Here is a 20,555-nt window from a genome sequence, read left to right as displayed (position 1 = left end):
GAGTACAAGCTCGACGGTAGTTGGCTCTCGTTCAGTTCGCGCGCCTGACTGCCTTGAGGGGCGTCGGCTTCCGCGGCTCCGATGCGGGTCCGGCAAGCGGCTCGCCGGAGAGGTCGAAGAGCCCGATAACTCTCTGCCAGCGCCGCTCGGCTTCTTCCGAAAGGGCCCCGCGCGCGTTCAAGACCTGCTGCAGAGACGACAAGGCTTCGCGGCGAACATCCGCTTCTGCCGGCAGCAGACGGGGGATCGCACTAACGGCAGCTTCCTCATCGATCACCAGCATGAGGAATTGATCGCGGATCAACGCCTTGAACTCGGCCAGCGTCATTGCCGGCATTCCGTCCTCGGCGTTGCGCATCCGACGGATCGCAGCAAACCCACGCTCGTCGGCTGCGCCGCTTGCCATGGCGACGTAGAGCAGACTGCGCGCCAGGCCTTCGCGAAGGCCACCATTGCCGATCTGCGCTTTGAGTTCGTCGACTCTTGTCTGGAGGACCTGACGATGAAAGCCGGTCTTGCTCGCACGTCGATGCGGCTTTGTGTCGGACGGATCGATCCCGACGGCTGCCTGCAAAAGCGGAGAGCCATAGACGGAGAGGAACGTCGCTTCGCTTAGCGCCTCCATTCCTTCACGCCATGCCTCCAGCCCCGCAACAATCTGCTGGGAGAATGCCTGCTCCAACGCCAGGAAGGGATTGCCCGCGGCAACCGGACGCCGTTCGTCCTCTACGCCGACGGCAAGGTCCGCAATCGGCGCCATCAATGGATTGACGTCAGAAAACAGTTCGTATTGCAACCGGAGCGGGTGCGCGTCGCGCAATTGGTTCGCCGTCCATTCGGGCACCATCGCGCGGACCACAGGCTGGAGGAAAGTACGATAGAGCGAGAGGTTGATATCCGACACCTTTGCAACAGTCGCGAAACGGCGATCGTCCTCGGCGTCATTGCAACCAAGCGCACGGATGTCGTCGAGCGTTCTTGTCTCGCAGCGCATGATCCAATCGCCTTCAACGAGATCCCCGCCGATGGTCTCATCGGTCCTTGGCTCGAAGATCGCCTGATAAAGACCGGGCGGCAGCGCATCGATCAGGTCGATATTGCTGGAGAACTCCCCGTGTTCCTTGCGTGCGACGCTCGCCGACACGAAGATGCCGAGATGGCCGACTGTTTCATGGACGGTGTAAACGATCGTCTGCCCGTGCGCCCGGATCTCGTTCACATCGTCATAAAGGTCCAAGATCCAGCCCAGCGCTTGTGCGGGCGGCGTGATGTTGTCCCCCTTCGAGCAGAAGACGACGATCGGGGCGCGAATGTTGCGAAGATCTAGGGCCTCCCCCTTCGATGTCTCGATGCGACCGGCGGCGAGATTGTTGCCGACGAAGAGTTCGTCGACGATGAACTGGATCTCCTCCGCGTTCAGGCTAACATGTCCGCCCCACCACTCCTCGAAGCCGAGATAGCGCGGCGCCTCGGTGTCGATCTTCGAGTAGAGGTTATATTGCTTGGTCCAGAGCGTGTTGGCCGGGTTCTGGTTTTCGAAATTCTGTACCAGCCAGGCGCCGTCAAAGGTTCCGTGGCCGAGGTCGCTCGTGAGCGCGGTGAGCCAGGTACCGCCCAACAGCCCGCCGGTGTAGCGCATCGGGTATTTGCCGCGCTCACCCGCCCAATAAGACAGCGGCGCCCCGGCAATGATGATCGAGCCGAACAACTCAGGCCGCATTGCGGCCAGCATCATGACCGCCCAGCCTGCCTGACAATTTCCGATCACACAGGGTTTGGCGTCGGCCTGCGGATGCAAAGAGATGACTTTCTCCAGAAACACGGCTTCGGCAAGCGTAATGTCTTCTATCGTCTGCCCCGGGACAGGCTCCGGAAGGAAGCCGATGAAATAGCAGGGATGCCCGGCTCGCAACGCGACACCGATTTCGCTGTCCGCCTTGAACCCGCCAATGCCCGGCCCGTGTCCGGCCCTCGGATCCACGACCACGAACGGCCGGCGCATCTCGTCGACCTCGATCCCAGTGGGAGGAATGATCCGAGCCAATGCGTAGTTGACGGGTTTCTCGAGGGAGCGCCCATCGAGGACAATCTCGGGCGTGAAGCTCAGTACGTGCGGAGCCGTCGCTTCGGCATGGGTCCGATACTGATTGCCGCGCTTTCGCATCACATCCCAGAACAGCACGCTACGCTGGGCAGCATCCAAGGCGTAATCGAAGAAGAAGCCGGCAGGACCGAATTGAGCGGCGAAATCGGCTTTCGGAAGATAGGAAGGATACCGCATGCCAAATCTCCTCATTCACGCTCTCAGCGAGAGACCGAAGATCTATGCTTGAATGATATTCTCGATCTGCGTCCGCTCTGTGAAGGAACTGCCCGGCGGCCAGCCACCTGTTTGTTAGCAGTTGCAGCATAACAGCGCCCGACGGCTGCACCTACGTATCTTACGGTAGTATACGCTGTTGGTGAGCAGATATCACCGGAGCGGCGGGCGACTTCATCCGGAACGAAGTGTCGATCGGCCGCCAGCGCTGTCGGGCGCACGTTCGTGACACATCAATGCTGGTTCTCGCACCCATTCATAATGGGTTTACGAAAAAGGGGTGAAGTGTGCGTAGATTACAGGATTCTACTCTTCCTTGCGGCGTAACTTACTTCCATGTCGGGAGAGTTCGGCCGATTATCCCCCGAACGTAAGCACAACGGCGGCGTCCACGCAATTGGCGAGCGCTGCGTGACGGGGAGGAATGGTCATGCCAGACGCTGGTATTTACGCCAAGTTCGAGGACCTTAGCCCGTTTGAGATCAAGGACGAATTGATCCGCCTGGCGCAGGCCGACAAGGCAGGGCGCGTTTATCTCAACGCCGGGCGAGGCAATCCGAACTGGATCGCAACGCGGGCGCGCGAGGCGTTCTTCCTGCTCGGGCAGTTCGCGCTCACCGAAGCCAAGCGGGTCTCTTATGACGAAGCAGCTGGTCTCGCAGGCATGCCTCCGACGGATGGTTGCTACAGCCGCCTGAAAGCCTGGGTGCAGAAACGCAAGGGCGACCCTGATACCCCCGGCGCGGACACGCTTGAGGCGGTCGTCGATTTTGCCATCAAGAAATTCGCCTTCGAGCCGGACAAATTCGTCAATGAATTGACGGATTCAATCATCGGGGACCACTACCCCGTCCCCGACCGTGCGCTTGTCCACAACGAAGCGATCACGCACGAATACCTGATGTGGGCCATGTGCGCCGGCCATCGTCCGAGCGCGAAATTCGACTTATACCCGGTCGAGGGTGGCACCGCGGCCATGTGCTATATCTTCAAGGCGCTGAAAAACGCCCGGCTGCTGAATTCCGGCGACACGATCGCGCTGGTCACGCCGATCTTTACGCCTTACCTCGAAATGCCGCATCTCGAAGATTACGCGCTAAAACAGGTCCACGTTTCGGCGGAGGCTGAGGACCGTTTCCAGCTCACCGATGAAGACCTGAAAGCGCTCGAGGACAAGTCGGTCAAGGCGCTGTTCATCGTCAATCCCGGCAATCCGTCGGCTGTTGCGCTTGATCCCGAGTCGATGGGACGTCTGGTGAAATTCGTGAAGACGAAACGCCCGGATCTAATGATCCTGACGGATGACGTCTACGGAACCTTCGTGCCGAACTTCGAGTCGGTGATGGGTCATCTGCCGCACAACACGATCGGCGTCTATTCTTACTCCAAGTATTTCGGCTGCACCGGCTGGCGCCTAGGCGTCGTCGCCGTCGCCCAGGACAACATCTTCGACAAGGCGATCCGCGCGCTGCCGGAATCTGCCCAGAAGCTGATGGACGCCCGCTACAAGGCACTCACTCCGCATCCGCGAGAGATCAAATTCATCGATCGCATCGTCGCTGACAGCCGCGATGTAGCGTTGAACCACACCGCCGGCCTGTCGCTGCCGCAGCAGGTGATGATGTCGCTGTTCGGCCTCGTCGAGATGATGGACGAGGACAAGATCTATCAAAAGGCCTGCATGGCCATCTGCCAACGGCGCTTCGACAAACTGATGAACGGGATGGGGATTGAGTTTCACGCCCGCCCCTATTTCGACCGCTACTACGGCATCATCGACTACGAATTCTGGGCGCGGAAGTATGTCGGCGACGAGGTGACCGACTGGGTCAAGCAGAACGTCCATCCGCTCGACATCGCCTTCAAGCTCGCCGAAGACCACGGCATCGTGGTTCTGAACGGATCGGGCTTCGATGCCCCCAACTGGTCGGTGCGCGTATCGTTCGCCAACCTACCCGACGAGGCTTACGACTCGATCGGGCGCGCAATACGCGCGGTTGCGCGCGGCTATCTACAGGCCTATCGCGCGTCAAAGGGCGAATTGGCGCAGCCCTAGCGGGCGACGAACACTCCGTCGCATAGTTCTACTCAGGAGATCACGCCGTCATGTTCGAATGGTTCGCCGAAACGCTTCGAAAATATCCCGAGATCGCGATCTTCCTATCGCTTGCGATCGGCTACTTCGTCGGAAAGTTCACCTATAAGGGTCTCGGCCTTGGGGCCGTCACCTCGACCTTGCTTGCGGCCGTGGTCATTGGTCAGCTCGGAATTACCGTGTCGCCGAACGTAAAATCGGTCTTCTTTCTCATGTTCCTTTTTGCGGTAGGATACGGCGTCGGCCCGCAATTTGTGCGTGGCATCGCAACCGATGGCCTGCCGCAGGCTGCCTTTTCGGTGATCGTCTGCATCTACTGCCTTGCCGTTCCGGTGATCCTTGCGATGTTGGCGGGTTATGATATCGGTTCCGCGGCCGGTCTTTATGCCGGGTCTCAGACGATCTCGGCCTCCATGGGCCTAGCGACGGACGCGATAAACCGCGCCGGCCTACCGCCCGACCAAGTAACTGCGACGCTCAACGCGATGCCCATCGCCTATGCGGTGACCTACATCTTCGGCACGGCGGGATCGGCAGTCATTCTCGCGCTTGTCGGTCCAAGACTTCTTGGAATCGACCTCGTCGCCGCCTGCAAGGACTATGAAACCCGCCACAGCGCCGCGGCAGAACTTGGTGGGGCAGGTTCGGCCTGGCACCGTTTCGAACTGCGCGCATACCGGATCAAGCCCGGTGGGCCCGTGGTTGGCCTGACGGCCGCGAAGGCTGAGGCGCTTATCCCAAACGCACGGGTTTTCGTAGAGCGCATCCGTCGGGACGGCGTGATCCAGGAGGCGACGGCCGATACGGTTCTGCAAGCTGGCGATGTCGTTGCCGTGGTTGGTCCAACCGATGTGTTGGTCAACGTGCTTGGTCACGAAGCGGAGGAAGTCAACGATCCCGAACTGCAGAATGTCCCAGCTGAAGGCGTCGACGTATTCGTTACCAGCAAGGAGATCGATGGCAAGAAGCTCTCCGAGATTGCCAAGTCGCCAGCCGCGCGTGGTGTATTCCTGCGCAAGATTGTGCGCGGCGCTACCGCGGTCGTCATCCCCATCCTGCCCGACACCGTCCTGCACCGCGGCGACATCCTGACACTCGTCGGCCGCTCAAAGGACATTGCGGCCGCCACCAAACACATCGGCTATGCCGACCGAGCCACCGACGTCGCCGATGTCGCCTTCATCGGCGCTGCAATCGTATTGGGCGGGCTCGTCGGCGCGTTCGTCCTGAATGTTGCGGGCATACCGCTGACCCTCTCGACCGCCGGCGGCGCATTGATCTCGGGCCTTGTCTTCGGCTGGCTGCGATCGGTGCACCCCACATTCGGTCGGATTCCATCGTCGACCGTGTGGTTCATGAATTCGGTGGGCCTGAACGTCTTCATCGCGGTCGTCGGCCTTACCGCCGGGCCCGGGTTCGTCGCAGGTCTCAAGGAGCTCGGCGTCAGCCTGTTCCTCTGGGGCGTCGTCGCGACCACCATCCCCTTGATCCTCGCGATGTACACCGGGAAATATCTGTTCAAGTTCGACCCGGCCATCCTGTTCGGCGCCTGCGCTGGCGCCCGGACCACGACCGCGGCCCTTGGCATGATTACCGACGCTGCGAAAAGCCAGGTTCCGGCCCTCGGCTATACCGTGACATACGCCATCGGCAACACGCTGCTGACGATCTGGGGCATGGTCGTCGTTATGCTGCTTGGCTAGTTGGCGACCCGCGCGGTATCCGAGCTAAGCGGCATAGCGGACCCATGCACTGAGCAACTTTTTACGGCCTCAGGCATTTGCAAACGACGGTCGAACCGCGTACCGAACATGACGGGTCGTTCACCGGTGTCCACTGCGCCAGTTCTCCGGAGAAGGTGGATTTCACGAAGTCCCGAATTTCGTCCTGAACCGGACTGATCTCGCGTGGGAGGCTGAAGCAACTCCCAGTTTGGCCAGATGTGAAGTCTAGATAGTCGAACGTGGTCCAGCCACCGGCCTTTTGTAGAAGTGTGTCTCCCTTAAACCCCGGCGAATGGGCGGCAATTTCAATTTTCCTCAACCTGGCAGGATCCTCGTTGCAAAACCAAACAGGATCGTCTTGCTGCCAGCTCTCCACCGTGCAACTGGCCCCAGCGTAAACGCTCATAATGGTATTTCCCCATGCATCGGCCTCATTCACATCAATGATTTTAAGAAGATACGGCCAGGTGGTCTCAACGCCAGTATCGAAAACTCGCACCATTTTGAGCGTCCCGTTACGAAACTCACCCTTCAGGTCAATTCCATCGCCGGACAGCTCGTCAACAATGGAGACGAAATCTGGATAGGGAAGCCCATTAATCGAAAGGAGGCTGATGTTCTCCTTTACACCACGAATATGGTCGAAGTTTTTGCTTCTTAGCGCCCTGATGATCCGAACCGTCGAATCAGCACCGCGCCTTTTGACGCCCCCGACGGCCACCACGTAAGCGCCTGAGGCGCGACCTGCGAAATAGTCCCATCCCTTCTGGTCCGCGCCGTTCTCCAGCAATAGATCGACCATACGGTCATCAGCCTGCGCCTGTAGAGCTTCCTTTACAAAACTTCGCTTAAAACGCCCATCGGCAAATCCATTTCCGTCGATATTCCCGCGGCGTAAGATTTCGCGAGCGCTAAGAAAATCGTTCGCCCGTATAGCTGCTATCAAAGCGCGACCATCATCGGTAACGGGATCTGCGAATGTAACTTTTGGCAATCCGCAGGTAAAAAAGAACAGCGCTAGCGTCACTGCGATGAAGGGCGGCCGCCATCGCGTGTACCGTCGAGGAGCGGCAATCATCTGTTTACCTTGGGCCGTCCTCTAAAGGGCGGACCTTCCCCCCGGCACGCGCTCTGGGGCGTTGCTCATCATTTCTTGGGTAGTTCTTTTGCGATTTTTCTCCGTCGTCCGGAAGAACGCGAAGCCCCGCTTCGTGCGCCGCAATTACGAAAGCTGCCCGAGCTGTCGCTGCGTCAGTGTAAAATTCCATCGCCTCCAGGGACGCCATCAGAGCGCTGTGAAACGACGGACGGCTTTTCGGCCATTTGCTGCTTAGGAGCATGGCGGCGAGATCTGCGACTGTATCAGCATGTCGATATCGGCCGTTGCCTTCAATTTCGACGTCCATCGGACTGATAAAGACGGGGATTTCGCCAACCATGCCCCTAACTCCCTTGACTTTTCCGTATTGATAAATGGAAGCCGATTCGCTTTCGTCCAGAGCACTGAGCCCGCACGTCCTTGACTTTTGATTGAATTAGAACAAAATAAGAACATTCCCATGGAGGCTCCTATGACCCATACAGAGCAAGTCATTGCAAATGCCCTGGCAGCCGTAGCCGCGAGTAAGGCTGAGCGCGAACGCGATGCCGAACGCCGCAAACGCGTATTTGGCAACATCGAGATCGGTCGCCCCCTGCCCGTTGTGAAAGGCCAGCAACTGAGCTTGGATTTACACTGATGCTGCCCGTGGCCAAGGAAGACGTCGATTTCGAAGTGCAGGCAGCCCTCGCCTGGCATGACGACGACGTGAATGCGACGATTGCCACACTGCTTGAGGACATCAGGCACTTGCGGCAGCAACTGTCACTGGCCAAGAGCGCCATGAGCCGGGGCATAACGCGCGGTTGGGCTCCTCAGTTTGAACGCAAATGAGCATGCAAAGTTTGTCAACTGAGATCGACCTACGCCTTGAAAGGATTGGCCGACCGGCTAGAGCCTCTCGAAGGTCGTCTCGTCGGAGGCGGTGACCTCGAGGATGAGCGGTCCTTCCGCCTTCAGCCTGACGCGGCCTCTGCTGACGCGGACGAGGCGTACGGGCGCCTGCTTTTCGTCGAGTCGGCGACGCAGCAGCAGAAGCCGGGTTTCAAGATTGTCCTTGATCTCCGGCATCCGGGAACCGACCGCAAGCCGCATTTCTCTGTTCGTGAATTCGGTCCTGCCGTCGCTTAAATGCCAATCGAGCATCAGGCGCAGCAAGGTCCCGGCAACGCCCTTCACTATGTAGGTTCCGTCGACGAACACACTGTCGTCGAAGCGGTGATGGACGACGCGGACTTCCCGCCCGGCGATAACAGACTCGGGCATGCCGACCGCCGGCTTCAATTCGGCCGCCGCCGCTTCCCGCTCGCTGGCCCTGAGGGCGCTGGCCGCCTGTCCAACCAGAATTTCGAGAGCAGCCTCGTCCTCTTCGCGGAAGGCGAGGCGCTCGGCGCTCTCGATGAAGAGTACACCTGTCACCGTTCCTTGGGCGGTCATGGGAATGGCGATCTGGCTCATGGCCGTCGACAATTGCGGGAAAGCAACAGTACGCGTGGCATTTTCGGTCCGTTCTGCCTCCAGACCGATCGCCTCTCCGAACCGGCGCACGCGGCTCATGTCGCTAACCTTGATCGTCTGGCCGCTCGTCGCAGCTGCGCCGATCAATCCCTCGCTGCCGGCGATTTCCGATCCGAGACCCGAGCGCTCGTAGCCTATGCTACCGGTGGTGATGAGGCAGCCACGATGGCTGTCGTGGATGAGCACGAGCGCATGATCGTATCCGAGGACGCGCTGGACGCCGCCGAGCAGACTGTCGATGATCTCATCGGCTTCCGCCTGTCGCTCGATGACCTTGATCGCCTCAGAAAGGGCGGGAAGGCTGACGGGCGCGCGGCCCGTCGCGGGTGAGCCTGTTTCCGCCGGCGATGGAACCTTTTCTATTCCGTGCACTCGGAAAATGTCGGCGCTTCTGAGCCGCATGACATCGGACATGCCGACCTGCGCGCTACTCGCCTTGAGCTGGCGGGCGATCCTGTCGAACAGTGTACCGGTATCAACGGAACGAACAAAACCGATGTCGAGCAGGAACTGATCGCCGGTGAAGCCGTCGACCACGATCAGTGTGACCTTGGGATTGGCGCGTACATTCGCCGCCGTCTTGGCGAAGAACTGGTTGGAAAGCGCGACATGCTCCTCATCGACCCGCACCACATGCGATAGATAGGAGATGTTCGGCATGCCATCGGCCGACGCCGTGGCGATGATGGACGGGATGACGCCCTCGAAGCAGGCGGAAAGATCGGAAAGCCGCAGATTCATTGAGACCTCGCGCCGGTCTGCGTGCCTGCCAACATGCCCGCGAGCGGGCCGGGCGTCTGAATGTAGATTTCACTGATCATGAGCCGAGCGACACGCGCCTCTCGTGCCGTCAACCATGGAGCGATAAGGCGCCGCGGCACCCCGAGGGATTCCAGCTCGTCCGTCGCTGCCATTATAAAGCGGTCGGCGCGATCGAGGTCGGGTGTTTCCATCTCCCGCATCTGGGCGGTCCCCTTCAGTTGAAAACTGACATAATCCGACGGGCTGACGAAGGTGACAGCGAGCCGCCCGGTCTGCCGGATACAGGCTTCGAGCCGTGGCCACTGCCAGGCGGAAAAGATGACGTCGACTGTCTCGCGGTCTTCCAGGGGATGGAAGCCGACACCGCGTCCCGCCGAAGGACGGCCGGTCTCGTCAGCCGCGGCGATAATGCACATCAGCGGCCGATTGAAAAAATCGAGAAGCCTGTCGTCGAACCTCACTAACGTCCCCCATTGCGCGCATCCCCGATCTTCTTAGCAAACTTTTAGGATATTCGGCATGGCTTGCACATTCATTTAGGAACGCCGGTTTTCGCGGTGCGCTATAGAAATGCCGTACAGGCTGGACGGCCCGGACAATTGTCATCTGCACGCCATCGGCGGCCTCGTGCGGCCGGGCAAAAGACATTGGCACCGCGCCCCCGTAGTCGGAGCGAGGCTCGGATTTCTGCGTCCTGCCGCAACAGTGAAAGCATCGACGATCGATGCATTCCGAACCTGGAGAGCAAGATGAAAAATTTTACCTATGCGGCGGTTTCGCCGCCGAGGCATGGGACGCGAGCAATGGCGTTCGGTAAGTATGTGATCCGCATGATGGCGGACAACACTGGCGGTTCCCTCGGCATGTACGAGGCCTATTTGCAGGCCGGCGAAGGGTCGCCACTGCATATACACGAGCGCGAGGACGAGTTCTTCCGCGTCCTTAGCGGGCGCTTCGGCTTCTGGTGCGGCGGCGACTATATCGAACTTGCCGAAGGCGGCTGCATCGCACTGCCGCGCGGCGTGCCGCACCGCTTTCGCAACGTCGGGAAGACGGAGGGCCGCCTCATGGGCGTCGTCACACCGGGCGGGTTCGAAAGCTTCTTTCCGATCGTCGAGCTCTGCAAACCCGAAACACCCGAGCAGATCGCCTCGGTCGCCAAGGACTTCGGTCTGGCCTTCCCGCCCGACGACGACCGCGAGGTCGCCTGACCACCCCAAGCACAACACCGGAACTGAACAACGGTCCATTGAAAGGATACCGAAGGATGACACACGTGCCTTCGAACGAAACCGCTATGCCCCTGACAGCCATGCAGCTCGATGCCTATCTGACCCGGATCGCGGTCGAGCGGCCGTCGCGTCTTGACATCCGAAGCCTATCGCAGCTGCACCGTGCCCATCTCATGAGTTTTACATGGGAGGCGCTCGACGCCTTCATGGGATGGCCCTCAACGATCACACCGGCTGCGGCCTTCGCCAAGATGGTCGAACGGCGGCGCGGCGGCTGGTGTTACGAAATGAACGGCCTCTTCGGTGCCGCGCTTGCCGCACTTGGCTTCCGCGTGACCCGCCTGTGCGGCGGCGTCGACCGGGAAAGGCTCGGCGACATCGCCATCGGCAATCATCTGACGCTGCGTATCGACCTCGATCGGCCCTATCTTGCCGAAGTCGGCGTGGCGGACGCCATCATCGAGCCGGTGCCACTCGCCGCAGGACCATTCAGCCAGCGCGGCTTCGACTTCTCGATTATGCCAACGGATGACGGCTGGCTCCGCTTCAACAACCATGTGCGCGGCATCGCGAAAAGCTTCGATTTCCAGGCCGACCATAGCGACGAGTCCGCAATGGTCGCAACGCATGGCTGGCTGATGCAGGATCCAGGCTCCCCCTTCACAAATGCACTCGCGGTCCTGCGTCACACGGCGGACGGTTATGTCGCACTTCAGAACGACCGTCTGAGCCATGTGACGGCGAACAGCGTCACCGAGCAGCGCATCACGAGCGCCGAGCATCTCTCCGACACGTTCGAAACCGTATTCGATCTCGAGATCCCACAACCCGGTCACGTCTGGGAGCGCCTCCAGGCCATCAGCCGCGACAAGGCGGCTTGAGCCGATGCCCCGCATCATCCCACATCCGAGGAAACATCCATGCTTCGCATAACAACATTCGCCCTTGCTCTTGGTTTGAGCACGACGCTCGCCCTTGCCGTGGCCACCGATCCGGCGCCGACCGGGACCTATAAGACCGACCCCTCGCATTCGAGTCTCAGCTGGTCCTTCGACCACTCCGGCCTGTCGCACTACACCGCGCGATTCACCAAAGTCGATGCGCGACTCGACTGGAAGCCGGAACAGCCGGAAACCTCCACGCTCTCGGTTGCGATCGATCCGCTCTCGGTCCGCACCGACTATCCCTGGCCGGAGAAGGTCGACTTCGACGCGGAAATCGGCACAGCGGAGACCTTCCTGGCAGCCAAGCCGATCACTTTCGTTTCCAGGACGATCCACGTGACCGGCGAGAACACGGGTACTGTCGAAGGCCTCCTCACCTTTCGCGGCGAGACACACCCGGCAACACTCGACGTCACCTTCAACGGCTCGATGGCCAAGCACTCAAGGATGGGTGTCCCGAAGATCGGCTTCTCGGCAACCGGCAGGATCCGCCGCAGCGAATGGGGACTGGATTTCGCAATCCCCGAACTCGGCGACATCATCACCATCGCCATCGAAACGCAGATGGTGCCTGCTGATCACTCATTCTAGTGAAACGAATGCGATGCAGGTCCGGCCGGATCTGCATCTCTTCACTGGGCGGGCGCACCTTTCGCCTTTGATGGGATCGCCCAGCACATCCGTTTCCAATTCGAAGGTAAGAACCGGAGTTTGGTCGCCGGAAAGCTCAAATATCCCTTTCATCAGGTCATCGAGTGGTTTCGATGATCGCACGATTTGAAGAAAGGACTTCCCATGCGCAAGGAAGAGGACAACAAGGCCGTCGTGGTTCGCTGGTTCACCGAATTCTGGGGCAAGGAGGTCAATCTTGCTGTTGTCGATGACATCGCGGCACCCGACATGCTCCTGCAATATTCCCTGCATGAACCGCGCCGCGGCCGCGAGGACATCAAGGCGTTCATGACCGACTTCCGAGCCGCCTTCCCCGATCTCAACTTCTGGGGCACCGCCGACCTGATCGCCGAGGGCGACTATGTCGTCGGCCAGTGGGAAGGCGGCGGCACGCACACCGGCCCGGCCTTTGATGACTTCCTTCTCGGCGGCTTGCCAGCCGCAACCGGCCGCAAGATGCGCTTCACTGGCAAGACCGTGCTGAAGGTCGTCGATGGCATGATCGTCGAGGAAAATGGTCTCGACGATGGCCTGACTGCAATGATGCAGCTCGGTCTGATCGATAAGGCCTGAAACCTGACAGCGCTAGCCCACGTGGCTGCTAATCTTGGTCAGGAGAACCAAGGCTCGCACAGCCCCTGTGCGAGCCTCATCTGCGTTCGCCTCCAAGCGAGCCAGGCGCTCTGTCGACAACCTGCGCAAGATCCGGGTGGTTTTTGTTTCATTCGAGAGCGAGGATCGGAGTGTGGCCCCTTGCGGATCCAAGGCACGGTCGATCTGGAACGAATTCGGGTAGAAACCATGAACATGAACATCCGCCCCGCGCCAACCCTTCGCACGTCGCACCCGCTTGTAGCGGACGATCCTCGCTGGGCGCGTATTGTCACTCGCGACAAGTCCGCCGACGGTCAGCTCTGGTACTCGGTTTCGACGACCGGCGTCTATTGTCGGCCCTCGTGCCCGTCGCGCACGGCGAACCCGAAGAATGTCACCCTGCACGACACGATCGAAAGCGCCCGCGCGACCGGCTTCCGGGCCTGCCGGCGCTGCAATCCCGACGGTCCTACACTCGAACGCGAGAAGGCCACGCTCGTCGCGAAGGCCTGCCGGATCATCGAGGACAGCGAGGGAGAGCCCTCGCTGGAGGATCTGGCAACTGCTGTCGATCGCAGTCCGAGCTATTTCCATCGCATGTTCAAAGCATCGACGGGGCTGACCCCGAAGGCCTATGCGGTTGGCCAGCGCGCCAAAAAAGTGGGTGAAGGCCTCGAGACCGGGACGAGCGTCACCGAAGCGATGTACGACGCCGGCTTTAATTCCAGTGGCCGCTTCTATGAGAAATCGAACGGCATGCTTGGCATGACGCCGACCCGGTATCGTGACGGCGGCACCAACGAGGACATCAAGTTTGCAGTCGGCCAATCCTATCTCGGCGCGATCCTGGTGGCGTCCAGCACGAAGGGCGTGGCTTCGATCCTACTCGGCGACGACCCGGACGCGCTGGTTCGCGATCTTCAAGATCGTTTCCCGAAGGCGCGCCTGATCGGCATGGACCGCGACTACGAGGCGCTGGTCGCCCAGGTCTGCGGCTTCGTCGAAAATCCCGGCATCGGCCTCGATCTGCCGCTCGACGTTCGCGGCACGGCGTTTCAACGCCGGGTATGGCAAGCTTTGCAGGAGGTTCCGGTCGGCGAGCGCGTGTCCTATTCGGAAATCGCCCGCCGTATCGGCGCGCCGCGCGCCACCCGGGCGGTCGCCGGTGCCTGCGCTGCAAACAGTATCGCGGTGGCCATTCCCTGCCATCGCGTCGTGCGCGGCACTGGCGCGCTTGCCGGCTATCGCTGGGGCATCGAGCGCAAGCGTGCCCTCATCCAGAAGGAAGCGAAGGCATGAACAAGAACGCGATCGACATGGTACCGGCCTCAACGGTTGCATCCGCGGAAGCACGAATTGTCGCCTACGACTGGACAGCGCTTGCCGACGAACTCGACGGCTTCGGTTGCGCCGTCCTTCCCGGCCTTCTCACGCCCGACGAATGCAGCAACATTGCGTCGCTCTATCCCGACGAAAGCCACTTCCGCAGCCATGTCATCATGGCGCGGCACGGCTTCGGGAAGGGTGAGTATCGCTATTTCAAATATCCGCTGCCCGATCTCATCGGCGGCATCCGCACGGCGCTGTATCCCCGCCTTGCCGTTGTCGCCAACGCATGGAACGAGCGAATGGGACTGGAGCAGCGGTTTCCAGACGAACACGCCGCATTCCTGCAGCAATGCCACGACGCCGGGCAGACGCGCCCGACACCGCTTTTGCTGCAGTATGTCCCAGGCGACTTCAACTGCCTTCACCAGGATCTTTACGGTGACCTCGCGTTCCCGATCCAGGTGGCGATCCTGCTCGCAGAGCCGGGCCGTGACTTCACAGGCGGCGAATTTGCACTGACCGAACAACGACCGCGCATGCAGAGCCGCGTCGAGGTCGTACCGCTTCGCCAGGGCGACGCTGTCGCCTTCGCTGTCCACAATCGACCGGTCCAGGGCACCAAGGGGAATTACCGCGTAAACCTGCGCCATGGTGTCAGCCGTGTGCGCTCCGGCATGCGTCACACCGTTGGGATCATCTTTCACGACGCGCGTTGATCTCACAATTCCGGCGGCGGCCCGTCAACGGCAGCGATCGTTGCGAATGCAAAACGCTTACATCTGACTTTCTGCGACAGAACTCCTATGAATTGCCTATTGCTGCGCTGCAATAATCGCCATAGGGTAGAGATGCTGAAATGGGAAGGTCCGTATGCCGCCAAGACCACGCAGCAATTCTCGCCCCGCGCGATCCGGCAAAGAGCCAATCGCTATTGATCTCGCCCTGCAGGGTGGTGGAGCGCACGGCGCGTTCACCTGGGGGGTCATTGAGCGGATTATCGACGAGCCCGGACTTATCATTTCAAGCATCAGCGGCACATCCGCCGGGGCGATGAATGCGGTCGTCCTTGCCCACGGCTTTGCAGTGGATGGAGAGACGGGGGCAAAATTGGCGCTGGAGGCGTTCTGGAGCCGCGTCAGTGAGGTTGCGCGCTTCAGCCCGTTTCAACGCACCGCACTTGACGTGTTGACCGGCAACTGGTCGCTCGACAATTCCCCGGCCTATCTTTTCTTCGACGTGATGAGTCGGCTGTTTTCGCCCTATGAGATCAATCCGGGCAATATCAATCCGCTTCGGGATATCCTCGAGGAAAGTGTTGATTTCGAGCTTCTGAAACACTCTCCCATCAAACTGTTCATCAACGCGACCAACGTGCGGACGGGTCTGCCACGGGTCTTTCGCAACGCTGAACTGAACGCCGATGTCGTGCTGGCATCCGCGTGCTTGCCGATGGTGCATCAGGCGATCGAAATAGACGGCGATCCTTATTGGGATGGCGGCTTCTCAGGCAATCCGCTTCTCACGCCGGTGGTTCGCGAGAGTGCGGCGCGTGACCTCGTGCTTGTTCAGGTCAATCCGGTCGAGCGCGCAGGCGTTCCCAAAACCGCGCGTGAAATTCTTAACCGCGTCAACGAAATCTCATTCAACTCCAGCCTGAAGAAGGAACTGCGAGCGATGGCCATACTTCAGCGGATGCTTTCGGAGAGCGGCGTTGCACCGGATGAGATTGCCTGGGCAAAGGAATGGTCGAGTGTCCGGCTCCACCGTATAGCCACGCCGCCGAGCATGGCGGAATTGAACGCGTCATCCAAGATGAATGGCGAATGGGAGTTTCTATCCATGCTCCGGCAAGAAGGGCAAGCAACCGCGCACGAATTTCTAGCGCTGCATGGGGCAGATATTGGGACGCGGGCGACCTTCGATATTGAAAGTCTGCTCGATACGGTTCTGCAATAGGCGCTAGGAACCGTCATGATGTCGTTGGCGTCCTGGTTGCCCTTGGTGTCTTGGTCGCGCTCGCGTATCGCGGCTGGAGTATCCTTCTCCTGGCGCCGTTTTGCGCGATGCTGGCTGCACGGCTCGCTGGCGAGCCCTTGCTTGCCAATTGGACAGTCTCGCACATAACGGTGCGGTGGTAACGCTCTTGGCGGTCTGCGGGGGGACGGTTATGTCGATCTCGCTATGGCGGCTATCGCAAGTGCGCTTGTCGCCCTTGTCGCCGTGATCACGATCGGAAATCTCTTCGGATCATTCTGACGGCCCGAAAGCAGTAGCGCTAAGCAAACTCGATTGACCATTGGGGGCGCTAAGCAATTCGGTCTAACATCCGCACGATATCTACGGGGTCGTAGGGTTTTGCAAGACGCAGGCAACCTCGGAATTTCTCAGGCATGCTTTCGGCCCCATATCCGCTGAGAAATAGGAAAGGGATGCCCCGTTTTGCCAGTTCCTCGGCAACGGGATACGACCTTTCACCATCCAAATTGATGTCGAGGATCGCGGCGTCGCACGGTTCATCGATGGCTGCACGAAAAGCAGTCTCGAGATCTCGGAACGGGCCAACCGCCACGTAGCCGGCCTCCACTACATCCTGCTCGAGCATCAGGGCGAGGATCGCCTCGTCTTCGACTAGGAGTATTCGCCGTGGTGTATCGCTAGACTTCGGCACAATACACCCTAACCCGCTGCTCGCCGGCGGCTTTGGAGACGATCGCGAACCGGCAGCGACAATGAACACCGAACTCCTTGCCTGTCGTACTCGATGTCCACTTTTCCGTTCAGATCAGCGGCAAGGATCTTTTCTAGCAGTAGTCGGCCAAATCCCGACCGCGTCGGTGGATCGACCAAAGGTCCGCCATGCTCAGTCCACTGGATCCGCAACCCGTCGTCGTGCAGTTCCCAGTCGACCGAAACATAACCACTCGCATCACTGAACGAGCCATACTTTGCCGCATTGGTGGCTAGTTCGTGGAAGGCGAGACCAAGTGCCAGAGCGGGCTTTGGCGGTAGGGAAACGAGTGGACCAGCCATACGTATGTTTTGGCCGTCCTCGCGCCGGAAGGGTGATAGCTCGTCATCAAGGATGGTCCGCAACGACACGCCGGACCACTCTGTCTCAGCAAGCCTTCCATGTGTCTGGGCAAGTGCCCTGATCCGGGCCTCGAAGGAGCGGCAGTCCTCCCTTGCACTGGAGGAGAAAGACTGCCGCGCAATAGCAGTGACCGTAGCGAGCGTATTCTTTACACGATGGCTGAGCTCGGCAATGAGTATCTCTCGCTGCTCTTCGGCCTGCTTTCGCGCAGTAATGTCCATGCAAATGCCACTAAGTTTCTTCAGCGCGCCGTTGCTTTCCTCGAAGCAACGACCAAAGGCTTCCAGCCACCGTTGCTCTCCATCCGGAAGCAGCGCTCTGTAAATGGCGTGATAGGGCTCTCGTTTCGCCGCGGCGGTATGGATAGCGGACTCGACCTCGGCGATATCCTCCGGATGGATGTCTCGCTTGAAATCAGAGAACGACCCGTCGAAAGAACCAGGTTGACGTCCATGGATCAACTCCAATCCTGGCGACCAGATGATCTTGCCAGAGGTGAGATCCCATTCCCAAGCGCCCATACCTCCAGCCTCAAGGGCCAACTGCAGTCGCTGCTCACTCTCCCGCAGTTCTTCTTCCGCACGTAGGCGGCTTTGCTCGGAACTAACCCGCTGTATGGCGAAGCCGAGTTGCCGAGCGATCGCTACGGCGACAGTTTCCTCCTCCGTGCTGAACGTATGCGGTTGGTCGTAGTAGGCCATGAATTTCCCAATCACCCTCCCCTCACCGAACAAGGGGATGAATGCGAGCGCGCCGATCTTCTCCGCCTCGATAGTCGCTCGCAACTCCGCTGTCAGATCGGCCTCGTCGAGGGTCGACACATACATCGGCGTCGCATCGGTTGTTTCTGCCGTCCATGGGGAATGGCCGCCGACAGCGTGCCTGTATGCCTGTGACAAGCCCCGCCACGCGACGAAGCGCATCACCTTCTGGTCATCGAAAAGCAAGATCGACGCTCGAGCGCATCCCAACGCGCTAGTGATTGCATCGAGGGCAGCATCAAAGGCAAGCTGCAGCTCTGACCCGTGATACAGGCGGTCCGTCATGCGATGGAGCACCGCCTGCTCCGCCGTTCGCTGCGCCAAAGCTTCCTCGGCGCGCTTCCGATCGGAGATGTCGCGGGCGATCTTCGACGCGCCGACAATCCGACCCTCCGCATCCTTAACGGGAGAGATGGTGAGCGAGATGTCGACAGGCGTTCCGTCCTTGTGCACGCGAACGGTTTCATAGTGCTCGATCCGCTGACCGCGTCGGATGCGATCGATGATATCCGCCTCTTCAGCAATCAGCTCATCGGGGAACAACGTTGTAACCGGTCTTCCAACGATCTCCGCGGCCGTGTAACCAAACAGCCGTTCGGCTCCTTGATTCCAACTCGTAATGATGCCGTCGAGGCCCTTACTGATGATTGCATCTTGCGAAGACTCCACGATAGAAGCCAGCCGCCGGGCCGCGAGTTCCGCCTGTTGGCGATGCTCAAGTTCATTTTGAACGGTGCGCAGGAGGCGGGCGTTATCAATTGCCATCGCAGCATGTGGAGCGATCCCGGCCACGATCTCCTCAGTTTCCTTGGTAAAGACACCCGGCCGGCTATGGCCGAAAAAAAGACCGCCCAGGACTTCGCTACTGCGTGATACCACCGGAACCGCCAAGTATCTCACGACTGGTAGGTGTCCCCTGGGCATGCCGTGATGCGGCTCGTTGTGCCCGTAACGCGCGTCCTTCCTGATGTCGTCAGAGCGAACGATGCCCTCCCCGCGAAAGGTAGGCTCAAAGACGCTTGTATTACGCGGCACTCCGAACCTCTCGAACGCTTCCCTCGGCGCCCCTGAGAGCGTGTAAAGCGTCAATCGTTCGCCTTTTGCGTCATTGAGATTGTAGAAAAAGGCGCCGAATTCGGCACCCGAGAGGCTCGTTGCGTTGTCAGTCACTGCCTGGACAACTCGTTCCAGTTCGAGGTCGCTCGACACAATGTGCGCTACATTGTTGAGCGTTTGAAAGCGTCGCTGTACCGCCTTTTGCCGGGAAATATCGAGAATGCTGACAAGCGAATGCTCGCAGTTTTTGCCCTCCCAGGCGATCGTCAGGAGGATCTCGAGATGCTGCCCTTTGAGCGTACGGACATGAGCCTCGCTCTCAAAGCGCTTGCGGCCCTCCCAGAGGGCGACGATCTCGTCGAGGAAAACTTCCGACGTTTCTGGGAGGAAAGTTGCGCCCAGATCACCGGTAAGCTCGACTTTGTCGTGAGCCTCGAAGAGCTCCATGGCGTAGACATTTACGTCTCGCACGTGAACCAATTTGACCGCATCCGCTGTCGCTTCGGGATGCATTTGAAAGTAGCCACGTATGTCGTCAACCCCGTCTGCGCGAAGCTCTTCCAATCGTGCTACCAGGCGAGAGAAGTCCTGATCCCACAATGCAACATGGGCACCATCGAAAATCCGACGATAATGCGCCTCGCTTTCATCAAAAACCTTCCAAGCGGCGCGCTGTTCCTGAGCATCGAGAACCGAGCAAGCCTCCGTAACCATGAAGTCCCCCATCGAAACGATATACAACGCTACTTGCTCCAAATGGTTCCGCAGTTCCTGAGCGAACGGGGCGTCACTCAAAGACTTCGTGAGGCAGGCGAGAAGTCGGATCGCAATTCCGCGCTGGGCAGCACGGATCAAGCCAAACGACGACGGCGACACACCTCAGCCGGACGATTTGCGCGAGCGGCGCAGGAACTTGAAGAGCCGCCGCTTTCCGCATCGTGTCGCTATCAAGGACGGCGCGGTTGTAGGCTATGCCTACGTCGTCCTGTTTCGCAAGCGACCTGCCTACCGCCACACCGTCAAGCACTCGATCTATGTTCATCACGACCACCTCGGCCAAGGCATCGGTCGCCTGCTGATGCACGACCTGATCGACGCTTGTGCCGCCGCCGGCTTCCGGCAGATGATTGGCTATATCGACGCCGAGAACACTGCTTCGCTCATGCTGCACGAACGGTTCAATTTCGTTCGCGTCGGCCTGCTGCGCGGAGTCGCCTATCGCTACGGCCGTTGGGCAGACAGTGCTATGGTTCAGCGCTCGCTCGGTCCTGGCTCGACCGCGCCGCCACCTCCCCCGCCGCTCTCCACCCGTTAAGGCGCAATTCCAAAGCCGCTGACGGAGCGCGACACGAGTGACG

The 20,555-nt window shown here is 59.8% G+C and carries 19 protein-coding genes; 12 read left to right on the top strand and 7 right to left on the bottom strand.

Features of this window, described 5'->3' with window-relative positions; all coding sequences use genetic code 11:
- Positions 1–31 precede the first annotated feature (31 nt).
- Positions 32–2,281: a DUF3141 domain-containing protein gene (locus tag FHT77_RS13075; RefSeq protein ID WP_183755432.1), complete on the bottom strand. Its 2,250-nt coding sequence runs from the start codon at positions 2,279–2,281 to the stop codon at positions 32–34.
- A gap of 469 nt (positions 2,282–2,750) precedes the next feature.
- On the opposite strand from FHT77_RS13075, the gene FHT77_RS13070 reads away from it, so the two are divergent.
- Positions 2,751–4,376 carry a bifunctional aspartate transaminase/aspartate 4-decarboxylase gene (locus tag FHT77_RS13070; RefSeq protein ID WP_183755431.1) on the top strand — a complete coding sequence of 542 codons (1,626 nt, stop codon included), beginning with the start codon at positions 2,751–2,753 and terminating at the stop codon, positions 4,374–4,376.
- A gap of 50 nt (positions 4,377–4,426) precedes the next feature.
- Positions 4,427–6,118: an aspartate-alanine antiporter gene (gene aspT, locus FHT77_RS13065; RefSeq protein ID WP_183755430.1), complete on the top strand. Its 1,692-nt coding sequence runs from the start codon at positions 4,427–4,429 to the stop codon at positions 6,116–6,118.
- A 61-nt stretch (positions 6,119–6,179) separates the two neighbouring features.
- On the opposite strand, the gene FHT77_RS13060 is transcribed toward aspT, so the two are convergent.
- Together FHT77_RS13060 and FHT77_RS13055 are read right to left on the bottom strand one after the other, a co-directional pair.
- A complete protein-coding gene (locus FHT77_RS13060; protein WP_183755429.1) occupies positions 6,180–7,217 on the bottom strand; it encodes a hypothetical protein in 1,038 nt (345 codons plus the stop codon).
- A 4-nt stretch (positions 7,218–7,221) separates the two neighbouring features.
- The gene (locus FHT77_RS13055) at positions 7,222–7,578 is read right to left on the bottom strand and encodes a DUF982 domain-containing protein (protein ID WP_183755428.1); all 357 of its coding nucleotides are present in this window, start codon (positions 7,576–7,578) and stop codon (positions 7,222–7,224) included.
- A 132-nt stretch (positions 7,579–7,710) separates the two neighbouring features.
- Here FHT77_RS13055 and FHT77_RS13050 point away from each other — a divergent pair, with 132 nt between their 5' ends.
- Both FHT77_RS13050 and FHT77_RS13045 read left to right on the top strand, forming a co-directional pair.
- A complete protein-coding gene (locus FHT77_RS13050; protein WP_183755427.1) occupies positions 7,711–7,878 on the top strand; it encodes a hypothetical protein in 168 nt (55 codons plus the stop codon).
- Complete coding sequence (locus FHT77_RS13045; protein WP_016555129.1) at positions 7,878–8,072, top strand: hypothetical protein; 195 nt, start codon at positions 7,878–7,880, stop codon at positions 8,070–8,072. The genes FHT77_RS13050 and FHT77_RS13045 overlap by 1 nt, the downstream gene beginning before the upstream one ends.
- A 57-nt stretch (positions 8,073–8,129) precedes the next feature.
- On the opposite strand, the gene FHT77_RS13040 is transcribed toward FHT77_RS13045, so the two are convergent.
- Both FHT77_RS13040 and FHT77_RS13035 read right to left on the bottom strand, forming a co-directional pair.
- Positions 8,130–9,497, bottom strand: a complete 1,368-nt coding sequence (locus FHT77_RS13040; RefSeq protein ID WP_183755426.1) for a GAF domain-containing protein — start codon at positions 9,495–9,497, stop codon at positions 8,130–8,132.
- Positions 9,494–9,979: a pyridoxamine 5'-phosphate oxidase family protein gene (locus FHT77_RS13035; RefSeq protein WP_183755425.1), complete on the bottom strand. Its 486-nt coding sequence runs from the start codon at positions 9,977–9,979 to the stop codon at positions 9,494–9,496. The genes FHT77_RS13040 and FHT77_RS13035 overlap by 4 nt, the downstream gene beginning before the upstream one ends.
- Positions 9,980–10,267: 288 nt before the next feature.
- Between FHT77_RS13035 and FHT77_RS13030 the strand changes: the two genes are divergently transcribed.
- The 7 genes from FHT77_RS13030 to FHT77_RS13000 all read left to right on the top strand — a co-directional run bounded on the left by FHT77_RS13030 (position 10,268) and on the right by FHT77_RS13000 (position 16,245).
- Positions 10,268–10,729, top strand: a complete 462-nt coding sequence (locus FHT77_RS13030; RefSeq protein WP_183755424.1) for a cupin domain-containing protein — start codon at positions 10,268–10,270, stop codon at positions 10,727–10,729.
- Positions 10,730–10,785: 56 nt separating this feature from the next.
- Entirely contained in the window at positions 10,786–11,631 is an 846-nt protein-coding gene (locus FHT77_RS13025) for an arylamine N-acetyltransferase family protein (protein WP_183755423.1), read from the top strand.
- 39 nt (positions 11,632–11,670) lie between these two features.
- On the top strand, positions 11,671–12,285 hold the full coding sequence (locus tag FHT77_RS13020; RefSeq protein ID WP_183755422.1) for a YceI family protein: 615 nt from the start codon (positions 11,671–11,673) through the stop codon (positions 12,283–12,285).
- Positions 12,286–12,489: 204 nt separating this feature from the next.
- Positions 12,490–12,939 (top strand): ester cyclase, encoded by a 450-nt coding sequence (locus tag FHT77_RS13015; protein WP_183755421.1) that lies wholly within the window; start codon positions 12,490–12,492, stop codon positions 12,937–12,939.
- Positions 12,940–13,173: 234 nt separating this feature from the next.
- Positions 13,174–14,259, top strand: a complete 1,086-nt coding sequence (gene ada / locus FHT77_RS13010) for a bifunctional DNA-binding transcriptional regulator/O6-methylguanine-DNA methyltransferase Ada (protein ID WP_183755420.1) — start codon at positions 13,174–13,176, stop codon at positions 14,257–14,259.
- Positions 14,256–15,005 (top strand): 2OG-Fe(II) oxygenase, encoded by a 750-nt coding sequence (locus FHT77_RS13005; RefSeq protein WP_183755419.1) that lies wholly within the window; start codon positions 14,256–14,258, stop codon positions 15,003–15,005. The genes ada and FHT77_RS13005 overlap by 4 nt, the downstream gene beginning before the upstream one ends.
- Before the next feature lie 154 nt (positions 15,006–15,159).
- The gene (locus FHT77_RS13000; protein WP_183755418.1) at positions 15,160–16,245 is read left to right on the top strand and encodes a patatin-like phospholipase family protein; all 1,086 of its coding nucleotides are present in this window, start codon (positions 15,160–15,162) and stop codon (positions 16,243–16,245) included.
- Between the two features lie 349 nt (positions 16,246–16,594).
- On the opposite strand, the gene FHT77_RS12995 is transcribed toward FHT77_RS13000, so the two are convergent.
- The gene (locus FHT77_RS12995; protein WP_071224919.1) at positions 16,595–16,891 is read right to left on the bottom strand and encodes a hypothetical protein; all 297 of its coding nucleotides are present in this window, start codon (positions 16,889–16,891) and stop codon (positions 16,595–16,597) included.
- 74 nt (positions 16,892–16,965) lie between these two features.
- Positions 16,966–19,911, bottom strand: a complete 2,946-nt coding sequence (locus FHT77_RS12990) for a PAS domain S-box protein (RefSeq protein ID WP_183755417.1) — start codon at positions 19,909–19,911, stop codon at positions 16,966–16,968.
- An 88-nt stretch (positions 19,912–19,999) separates the two neighbouring features.
- Between FHT77_RS12990 and FHT77_RS12985 the strand changes: the two genes are divergently transcribed.
- Positions 20,000–20,512 carry an N-acetyltransferase family protein gene (locus FHT77_RS12985; protein ID WP_312859747.1) on the top strand — a complete coding sequence of 171 codons (513 nt, stop codon included), beginning with the start codon at positions 20,000–20,002 and terminating at the stop codon, positions 20,510–20,512.
- Positions 20,513–20,555 lie beyond the last annotated feature (43 nt).

It is taken from the genome of Rhizobium sp. BK181 (assembly GCF_014193305.1).
Classification (GTDB): Bacteria; Pseudomonadota; Alphaproteobacteria; order Rhizobiales; family Rhizobiaceae; genus Rhizobium.
Note: the sequence above shows the minus strand (reverse complement) of the source record. Positions and strands in the feature narration are given on the sequence as shown.